This window comes from Myxococcus sp. CA051A (assembly GCF_013336705.1).
GTDB lineage: Bacteria > Myxococcota > Myxococcia > Myxococcales > Myxococcaceae > Myxococcus > Myxococcus llanfairpwllgwyngyllgogerychwyrndrobwllllantysiliogogogochensis.
Map to the genome: position 1 here is coordinate 63,473 of NZ_JABUMS010000030.1, position 8,768 is coordinate 72,240.

Annotated in this window: 4 protein-coding genes; 1 reads left to right on the forward strand and 3 read right to left on the reverse strand. The window is 68.4% G+C overall.

The features are described from left to right. Nucleotides 1-205: 205 nt before the first annotated feature. The 3 genes from HUA74_RS42915 to mltG form a co-directional block, all read right to left on the reverse strand. The gene (locus HUA74_RS42915; protein ID WP_174459199.1) at nt 206-3,187 is read right to left on the reverse strand and encodes a DNRLRE domain-containing protein; all 2,982 of its coding nucleotides are present in this window, start codon (nt 3,185-3,187) and stop codon (nt 206-208) included. A gap of 137 nt (nt 3,188-3,324) precedes the next feature. Then, entirely contained in the window at nt 3,325-6,234 is a 2,910-nt protein-coding gene (locus HUA74_RS42920; protein ID WP_371817400.1) for a DNRLRE domain-containing protein, read from the reverse strand. Between the two features lie 199 nt (nt 6,235-6,433). Beyond that, complete coding sequence (gene mltG, locus HUA74_RS42925) at nt 6,434-7,450, reverse strand: endolytic transglycosylase MltG (RefSeq protein ID WP_174459200.1); 1,017 nt, start codon at nt 7,448-7,450, stop codon at nt 6,434-6,436. Nucleotides 7,451-7,790: 340 nt separating this feature from the next. Here mltG and HUA74_RS42930 point away from each other — a divergent pair, with 340 nt between their 5' ends. Next, nucleotides 7,791-8,645: an alpha/beta fold hydrolase gene (locus tag HUA74_RS42930; RefSeq protein ID WP_174459201.1), complete on the forward strand. Its 855-nt coding sequence runs from the start codon at nt 7,791-7,793 to the stop codon at nt 8,643-8,645. Nucleotides 8,646-8,768: the final 123 nt, after the last annotated feature.

The window sequence follows — 8,768 nt, forward strand, 5'->3', positions numbered from 1 at the left end:
GCCCCTTGGGCACGCATTTGGAGCGTCGCGAAGGTGACTTCCTCCTCGGTGGCCATGCGACCCATCGGGTGCTCCGCCACCAGCGAGGGGACCACCACCTCGGCCTGACGGGGTCCAGGGGGACAGGCACGACCCACTCCGTCACGCGGAAGCCCTGGGGCGCCCGGCCCCCGAGTCTCACGGTAGGATTTTCCGCTGGGGCCGCTCAGGGCCGGACCTTGACGTGCAGCAGGTCCAGCCGGCGCAGGCGGGGCGTGTACCAGGTCCCATCCAACTCGAAGGGCGCGGCCAGGGTTCCCGTCGCGATGACCCCATCACCCACGGGCGCCAGGTGGAGGCCCGACTGGAGAGGATCCAACACGCGCACCCAGCGCGTCACCAGACTGGGAGCGAAGCCCGCCAGCGTGGGGCGGTCGGGTGCCACGTCCTCGGGGAGCCCCACGGAGCCGAGCCCCAACAGGCGACCCCACCCGGACTGAGCCGTCGTGATGTTGCCCGACGCGTCCACGACGAGCGAGCCGAAGCTCAGGCTGCGCCCCCTGTCGTCCTGGAACTGCCTTAGCGCCACCTCCGCGCCCGTCGCGCTCAGCCGCCCCAACAGGGCATCACGCTGCCCGTCGTAGAAGTCGTCCGGATCCAGGCTCGCGTAGGACGTGCCCGCGAAGGTGAAGCGACCGTCGAAGTTCCCCGTGAAGGCCACGCTCCCGTCCGGAAGGACGCCCACCGCGAGCACGTCCGCGTAGTGGCCGTAGGTCGTGGGCAGCAGCCAGGCCCACAGCGGCGCACCGCTCACGCTCCACCGCGCCACGAACGGGCCCTGGCCGGTGATTGCGCCCGCTCCGAAGTCGGTGCCCTGGGCCGCCCAGCCACCGACGGTGACGTTCTCCTGGGCGTCCACGGCCACGCTCACCGCCTGGGTGCCACGCAGCGACTGCCCGGCCAGCACCCGCACCCACTGGTAGGCACCGTCCCACTGGACCTTCAGGACGAAGGAGTTGGGACCCTCGTCGTCATAGGGGCGCGGCTTGCCTGAGTAGACAGGCCCGGCCCCGAAGTCGGCATGCCCCCAGAAGCCGCCCGTCACCACGGCGCTGCCATGCGCGTCCGTCGCCAGGTCGTACACGGGGATGATGTTGTCCTCGGGGCCATCCTCTCCCTGGCTCCAGGACCGGTAGCCCCGCGTCCAGTCCACCGCGCCCGTGGGCGTGAGCTTCAGCAGGAACATGCCCTGCCCCTGTGGCAGCGGGCCCTTGCCCAGATCAGGTGCGCCGGAGTACTCGCCCGTGGCGAGCACGTTGCCCAGGGTGGTCACCGCCACCTTCCTGAAGGTGACCCCCGGGTGCGCGAACTCGCGCGTCCACGCAACGCCGCCGTCCGCGCGGTGGAGCGTGATGACGTCCGTCTCCGCTCCCGAATACGGCCCATCCTGCGTCTGCTCCACCGCGCTGAGTACGGCGAAGCCACCATCCGGCGCGGGGGCTGTGTGAATCGCGCGCTCCGCCTCGGGACGGTTCGACTGCTTCACCCACGTGGTGGTCCCCGCTGGCTGCGTGCCTCGGTACGAGCAGAACGGCGCGCTCTCCGTGACGACGACCAGGCGGGGCGCGGCGTCCAGAATCTGCTCCCGCGCCGCATCCACCGACGCGAAGCTCAGACCGTCGTTCGAGGAGGGATAGAGCTGGAAGGCATGACGGCCCGAGGTGGTGACGGTGGCCGTCACGTCGTACTCCACCCACTCGTCCTTCTTCACCGCCCACGCGTCGGCGAGGACTTCATTGACGAAGGGCGGAGGGTGAGACCAGGTGGTCTCCTTGGGGTCGAACGGAACGGACTTGAGGAGCCGGGGCGCGCGGTCCGAGGCCTCCAGCGCATACAACTGGAGCAACACGCGGCGCACCTGTCCCGGCGGCAACTGCACGTCGAAGTCGAGGTAGCTGTAGAACCCCGGCTGCGTGTCCACCTTCAGCGACGCCTCGCGGTGGAACGTCGTGTCCGGACGGTACTGGTCGATATAGGTGTCGTGCAGCGGGTAGAGGGTCGTCGAGACAATCTCCCGACGCGTCAGGCACGCATCCCCCGGCGCCGTGCGGGACGCCCCCGTCCAGACGAGGAGCTGAGGCCCGGGCACGGAGGAGGACTCCCGGGAGACGAACGTCACCGGGGTGGTCGAGTTCCCATACAACCCGAACGAGACGTCGCCATTGCCTCGCACCAGGTCCGTCACGTCGTATTCCACGGTGCCGAGGGGCGAGAGGAACGGAACATAGGACAGCACGCCGCCCACCCGCTGCGGGCGCGTATTCCAGGTGACGCTCGACTCATTCCAGGCCCCCTGAATCGCATACACGGAGGGACCTCCCGCCGTGCCCTCGTCGGAGACGTTCAAACGCAGAATCGCGCGTTGGACGGTCTCCGTCAGGCCTTGCACCGAGAAGCGCAGATACGCCTCGCGCTTCTGGCCATTGTCCACCCACAGCTTCCGCGACGTGCCTCCGGCCGAGGAGCCCGGCGCGGCCTCGGAGACATACGTGTCGGCGCTCGCGTTGAAGAGCGTGGGCGGACCCGACACCGGGAGCGGCGTGGGACGGTGCGGAGGATGGTCCTCCGCCGACTCGACGGTGAGGACGAGCTGGGGACGCAGCGCGGCGTTTGGATGTTCGCTCGACGCAATCGTCACTCCATCGGTGCTGTCGGGCCGCAGGTGGACGTCGGTATAGGCGTTCTGGGAGATGTGCAGGTCGGAGATATCCAGCTCAATCCAGGTGCCGCTCGTCACTGCGCCCGCGCTGGCGAGGATGTTGTTGGCCGGGGGTGGACGTGTGTTCCACGTCGTCAGCTCGTTCCAGTTGCGTCCATCCAACCGGGGGTCATGCGCGGTGGGCCCATCCGACGAGCCATCCAACGCATAGACCCGCAGCCGCGCCGTCGTCAGCGTCCCCTCGAACGGGGTGATGAGGAAGCGCAGGTACGCCTCCGACTCTGGAGACCGGTCCACCTCCATCGTCGGTGACGACCCGAAGCTCGTCGTCGGTGACGTCGACACCACGTGCGTGTCCGCCGCCGCGATGATCGTCACCGTCTGTGTATTGAGTTCGTCACGCCGCTGGCCGTCCGGGGCCACATCCAGCGTGGAAGCAGACACTTCACCCTGGGAACTCCCACACCCACCCAGGAGTGCGAGCGCCATTCCCAGACTCCAACCCACCACTCCGCCTGTCACGTATCTCACGTCATCTCTCCTTCGGGTCCAGCCAGGACGATGCGTGAGCAACAGGTGCGCCAATCCATCTGTCCGTTGGAAGTCTCGCGGGGTGCCCGCACCACTCAAGGACGGAGCTTGAAGTGCAGCAGGTCCGAGCGACGCTCGCGGGGCGTGTACCAGGTGCCCTCCAGCTCGAAGGGCGTCTTGAGGTCCGCGGTCACCACGAGGCCATCACTCACCGGAGACAGGAGGAGCTGCGACTGGAGCGGATCGAACACGCGAACCCAGCGCGTCCGCAGGTCGACGCCGAAGCCCGCCACCGTCGGGCGCAACGACGCACCCTCTTCCGTCGGACCGACGTCCCCGAGCCCCAGCCTGCTTCCGCCTCCAAGCTGCGACGTCACGATGTTCCCCGACGCATCCACCACCAGGTCATGGAAGTCGACGTCCTGGAGCTGTCTCAGCGTCACCTCGTCGCCCGTCGCGCTCAGGCGGCCCAGCATCGTGTCGCGCGGCCCGCCATCGTATTCGTCCGGCTCCCGGCTCGCGTACTCCTGCCCGGCGAACGTGAAGCGGCCTCCGAAGTTCCCCGTGAAGAAGACGCCGCCGTCGGGCAACAACGCCAGCGTGGACAGCCCACTGAAATAGACCGGGATGACCCGGGACCAGACAGGTGCACCGCCCACATCCCAGCGCGCCACGAAGGCGCCGTTCTGGGTGATGGCACCCGCTCCAAAGTCCGTGCCCTGCCCCGCCCAGCCGCCGACGGTGACGCGCTCCTCCGCGTCCACCGCCACGCTTGTCGCCTGGGCTCCCCGGAGCGAGTCCGACGTCAGCGTGCGCGCCCACTGATAGGCGCCGTCCCACTGGAGCTTCAGGACGAAGGAGTTCGGATACGTGTCGTCATACGGGAACGGCTTGCCGGAATAGACGGGCCCCGCGCCGAAGTCCGTGTAGCCCCAGAAGGTCCCCACCACGAGCGCGCTGCCATGCGCGTCCGTCGCCAGGTCGAGCACCTGCATCGGGTTGTCGACGGACTCGTCCATCCGCTGGAACCACGCCTTGTAGCCACGCGTCCAGACCACCCCGCCCGTGGGCGAAAGCTTCATCACGAACATGCCCTGCCCTCGCGGCAGCGCGCCCGTGCCCAGGTCCGGTGCACCGAGGTAGCTCCCCGCCACCAGGACGTTGCCCTGCTTCGTCACCACCACCCGCTCGAAGGACACCTGCGGCTGGGAGAACGCGCGGCTCCACGCGACGCTCCCGTCCGCGCGGTGAAGGGTGACGACATCCGTCCGCTCGGAGGACAGGGGCCCGGTCACCGGTTGCTCCACCCTGCTGATGACGACGAAGCCGCCGTCGAGCGCGGGGGCCGAGTGAGTCGAAAGCTCCGCCGAGGGGTCGCTCGACTGCGTCACCCACGCCGTCGAGCCTGATGGAGGCGTGCCCTGGTAGGAACAGAAGGGCTCGCTGTCGGTGATGACCACCAGTCGCGGCGCGACGGAGAGCAGCCCTCGCTCCTCCATCTCGGACGAGGCGAAGCGCATCCCATCCGCGGAACCATCGAGCAACGCGAAGGCGTGACGCCCCGACGTCGTCACCACGTCCGTCACGTCCAGTTCCACCCACTGGTCCTTCTTCAGCGCCCCGAGGTCCCCCACCACGCCCCCCATGATGGCGGGCTTGCGATACCAGTCCGTCGTCGCCTCATCGAACGGCGCGGCCTTGAACAACCGGGGCCCATTCCCGGAGGCATCCAGTGCATAGAGGCGCAGCAACACGCGGCGGACCGGCGCCGCCCCCAGTTGTACGTCGAACTCCAGGTAGCTCTCCGCGCGCGGTGACGCATCCACACGCAACGAGGCCTCGCGGTAATGCTGCGTGGTGGGGCTGTCCGGCGTGACGAAGGTGTCCTGCGACGCGAGGATGGAGGTCGCGAGAACCTCCTGGCGTGTCAGGCAGTCATCCGTCGGAGCAGTCCGGGGCACCCCCGTCCAGACGAGCAACCGCGGCTCGAGCGCGAGGACCTCTCGCGAGTGGAACGACACCTCGTCGCCGGAGTTCGCATACAGGCCGAAGGTGACGTCGCCATCGCCTCGCACCTGTTCCGTCACGTCGTAGTCCGCGAAGCCGAATGGCGCGAGGAACGGTGCGCGGTCCAGCGAGCCGCCCACCTTCGGCGGGCGCGTGTTCCAGGTGACAGCCTCGCTCCATGCCCCCTGCGTGGCGAAGACCGAGGGCCCTCCCTCCGTGCCATCCTCGCGAACGCGCAGGCGCAACACCGCGCGCTGCACCGTCTCCGTCAGCCCCTGCACGGAGAAGCGAAGATGCGCCTCTCGCTCCGGCGTGCTCCCGACGCGAAGCGCCTCCGACACACCACCGGCCGAGGAGTCCCGCACATCCGCGGAGACAAACGTGTCAGCGCTCGGAGCGAACGAAACGGGCGTCCCCGACACCGGGAGCGGCTCGGGGCGCGGAGGCGGATGGTCCTTCGCGGACTCGATGGTGAGGACGAGCTGGGGGCGCAGCGCGGGGTCCGGATGTTCGCTCGACGCGAGCGTCACGCCATCCGGGCTGTCTCCCCCCATGAAGATGTCGAGATAGCTGCTCTGGGAAACGTGCAGGTCGCTGACATCCAGCTCCATCCACGTCCCGCTGGCGACGGGGCCCGCGCTGACGAGCGCCCAATAGCCGCCCCACTGAGGACGCGTGTCCCACGTCGTCAGCTCGTTCCATGTCCGGACTCCTGGCGGGTCGTGGACGGTGGGCCCGTCCTCCGTGCCCTCCAGCACGTACAGGCGCAGGCGCGCGGTCGTCATCGTCCCCTCGAAGGGTTGGATGAGGAAGCGGAGGTAGGCCTCGGCATCGGGCGAGCGACCGAGCACCAGCGTCTCCGAGGAGCCGAAGCTCGTCGTCGGAGACGTCGCCACGACGTGCGTGTCCGCCGCCGCGACGAACGTCACCGTCCGGGTGACGAGTTCCTCACGCCGACCATCTGGAGGAGCGACGACCTCCGTGGAACTCGGCGCCACACCTTGGGAAGCCCCGCACCCACTCAGGAGCGCGAACACCACTCCCCAGCCCCCCCAACCCGCCCCGACCGTCATCCGCCTCACGTCACCGCTCCCTTGAGACCAGAGGAGACGATGGGTGAGCAACAGTCACGCCAGTCAGGGCCGGTGCGCTCCCTCTACCTGGTGGGCGAGGGAGCGAGCACCGTGTCCAGCGGCGTCAGTACACGTTGTACTTGCGGCGCAGCGCCTCGTGCTCTTCCGCGTTGCGCGAGGGGCGCAGCGTCTTCTGCGCGTCGTGCAGGTAGTACCAGAACTCGCTCGGCGTGGGCGCCATGGCGGCCTGGAGCGACGCCACCGTGGGCGCGCCGATGGGACCCGGGGGCAGGCCCTTGCGATGCCGCGTGTTGTACGGGTCCTCGGGGTCCCTCAGTCGCTGGAGGAACGCCTTGCGGTCATTCCACTGCGCCAGCACGTACCGCGACGTCGCGTCCACGCCGAGCGGATAGCCCTTGTCCACGCGCTTCCAGAGGATGCCCGCGACCAGCGGACGCTGGTCCGGCACGGGCTCCTCGCGCTCCAGCATGGATGCCATCACCACCACCTCGTGCAGCGTCCTCCCGCTCTTGGAGATGGCGTCCCGGTTGGGCGTGTAGAAGCGTGCCCCGAAGGCATTCAACTGGCGCTGGATGAGGTCCTCGACGTCGAACTTCCCCGGAATCACGCCGTAGGACTCCGGGTACAGGTAGCCCTCCAGCGTGGTGGTGGGCAGGGGGAACGGCGCGGTGAAGCGACTGGGATTGCTGGCCGCGGTGATGTACGCGCCCGCGGTGATGAAGCCCGCCGCCGTGAGGGCCGCGTCGGTGTCCCGCAGGCGCCAGCCCTCCACCACCAGGAACGGGATGTCGTCGGGGAGCGGGTTGCCCTCCAGCACCGTGGCCAGCTCCGCCACCGTCATGGACGGGCTCACCGGGTGTCGTCCCGCCTTGGGCGAGAACGAGCCACGACGGAAGAGGTGCCAGCGCCACACCCGCGCATCACGGATGAGGCCCTGGTTGGCGAGCAGCACGCCCAGGCCTCTCCCGGAAGTGCCCTTGGGGACGGTGAACTCCACGGGGGTCGCGCCGGGGGCCGCGACGGCTTGATGCGCCGCCTGCTCCACCCACCAGAACGCACCCACACCCGCAGCCGCCAACAGCACGAAGACCACTGCCAGACTCACGAGGACTTTCTTCATCGCGGCGCAGGGTAGCACCGTCGTCCCGCCGTGCATCCATTCGAGTCACCGGATGTCCGCTCCCGGGCGCTGGCCCGGCCACCAACCAGGCGGCACGGGCCACGGCCCCTCCTCGTCCCCCTGCCTTGGGTCATCCGTTCCGACTGGCCTCCAGGTGCGAACTCCCTCGCGAACGTGAGCGTGACGATGGCGACAAAACGCGGCGCCGTCCTTTGTCCAGAGGGTCAGCCACCCCAGTTCTTCCGGAGAGGGGCCAGAGAGCCAGGGGCCGATGGCGGGTCATGAACACGGGGCACATCTTCGCAACCGTTGCATCTACCCACGACCCGAGGACCCTCGTATGGCCACTCAAGCCGGCAAGCTCCAGGGCAGCTACCTTTCGACTCGCGACGGAACCCAGATCTACTTCAAGGACTGGGGTCCCAAGGACGGACAACCCATCGTCTTCTCCCATGGCTGGCCGCTCACGGCCGATGCCTGGGAAGACCAGATGATGTACCTGTCCGAACGAGGCTTCCGCACCATCGCGCATGATCGTCGTGGCAACGGGCGTTCGTCACAGCCCTGGGAAGGCCACGACATGGACCACTTCGCGGATGACCTCGCGGAGCTGACCGCGGCGCTCGACTTGCGCAAGGCCGTGCACGTCGGCCACTCGACGGGCGGCGGCGAGGTGACGCGGTACATCGGCCGCCACGGGACTTCACGCGTCGCCAAGGCCGTGCTCATCGGCGCCGTGCCTCCCATCATGCTCAAGACGGACTGGCACCCGAATGGCCTGCCCATGAAGGTCTTCGACGACATCCGCTCGGGCGTGCGTGGCGACCGCTCCTCCTTCTTCAAAGAACTGAGCATGGCGTTCTACGGCTTCAACCGGCCGGGAGCGAAGGTCTCCGAGGGCCTGAGGGAGAGCTTCCGCCTCCAGGGTCTGCAGGGCTCGCTGAAGTCCGAGTACGACACCATCAAGGCCTTCTCGGAGACGGACTTCCGCGCGGACCTGGCGAAGTTCGACGTGCCCACGTTGGTGATGCACGGCGACGACGACCAGATTGTCCCCTTCGAGGGCGCGGGGAAGATCACCGCCACGCTCGTGAAGGGCGCGCAGTTGAAGGCCTACAAGGGCTTCCCCCACGGCATGTGCTCGACCCACAAGGACGTCATCAACGAGGACCTGCTGCTCTTCATCAAGGGCTAACCCTCTTCAGGAAAGTCCGGTAAGGCGCAGACCCGCGTGAAGGAAGAAGGCGGCGAGAACATCGTGGCGGTGGCCCAGGCGCACGAATGAAGCGCGTGCCTGGGCGCGCAGCTCGGCGACAGA

Excerpts from the sequence above, each read along its gene's own strand:
- mltG (WP_174459200.1), bottom strand. The coding sequence starts at position 7,450 with ATGAAGAAAGTCCTCGTGAGTCTGGCAGTGGTCTTCGTGCTGTTGGCG.
- HUA74_RS42930 (WP_174459201.1), top strand. The coding sequence starts at position 7,791 with ATGGCCACTCAAGCCGGCAAGCTCCAGGGCAGCTACCTTTCGACTCGC.
- HUA74_RS42915 (WP_174459199.1), bottom strand. The coding sequence starts at position 3,187 with ATGGCGCTCGCACTCCTGGGTGGGTGTGGGAGTTCCCAGGGTGAAGTG.